Annotated in this window: 1 pseudogene; it reads left to right on the plus strand. The window is 82.0% G+C overall.

The window, feature by feature from the left end:
• Window positions 1-859 (plus strand): annotated as a pseudogene (locus GQS09_RS28320) (hypothetical protein); the annotation flags it as partial.

An 859-nucleotide genomic window follows, 5' to 3' on the forward strand; every position in this document is an offset into this window, starting at 1 on the left:
ACCGGCCACCGTCAGCGGCACCGGAGGCGGCACCGCAACGGGGGCGGCGGCCGTCCGGACCACACCCCCTCCCGTCCCGCCGGGCGCGCCCGGAGCGCAGGAGGCCGGCGCCCCCGCCCCCCGGCCGGGCGAGGAGCTCTGGGCCGCCGCGCCGGGCCGGCTGACGGTCCGGCTGGGCACCGCGCAGCAGGTCGGCGGCACACTCGTGCCCGTCTCGGTGGATCTGGTGTCCGCCGGGGCGCTGGGGCTGGCCGGGCCGCGGCACCGGCTGCTCGGCCTGGCCCGCTCGGCACTGGCCCAGCTCGCCGGCCTGCATCCGCCCGGCGCCCTGGAGATCGTCGCGCTGGCCAGGGACGGCGCCGCCGACTGGGGCTGGCTGGGCTGGCTGCCGCACACCCGGCCGCTCGGCGGCCAGGACTGCCACCGGCTGCTGGCCTTCGACCGGGAGCAGGCCGCCGCACGCCTCGCCGAACTCACCGGCCGGCCGGCCGCCGCACGCGGCACACGGCGCACCGTGGTCCTGGTGGACGGCGATCCGGGCGGCGCCGATCTGCGCGCCGCGGTGGTGCGGCTCGCCGAGGAGGGCCCGGCGGCGGGGGTGCATCTGCTCTGTCTGGCCGCGGCCCCGGCCGCGACCGCCACCTCCCCGGTGGCCGACACCGTGGCCGCCGCCTGCGACGCCTCCCCGGTCTTCGGCCGCTGCGGGGCGATGGCGGTGCTGGCCGGCGAGGTCGCCACCACGGTGCGGCTGCTGCTGCCGCGCGGCGCCACCGCCCGCCCGGCCACCGGCGGGCCCGCCGGGCCGGTCTCCGGCCCCGGTGGCCGCCGTGCGGCCGCCCCGCTGGACGACACCACCACC

It is taken from the genome of Streptomyces sp. YIM 98790 (genome assembly GCF_011421595.1).
Classification (GTDB): Bacteria; Actinomycetota; Actinomycetes; order Streptomycetales; family Streptomycetaceae; genus Streptomyces.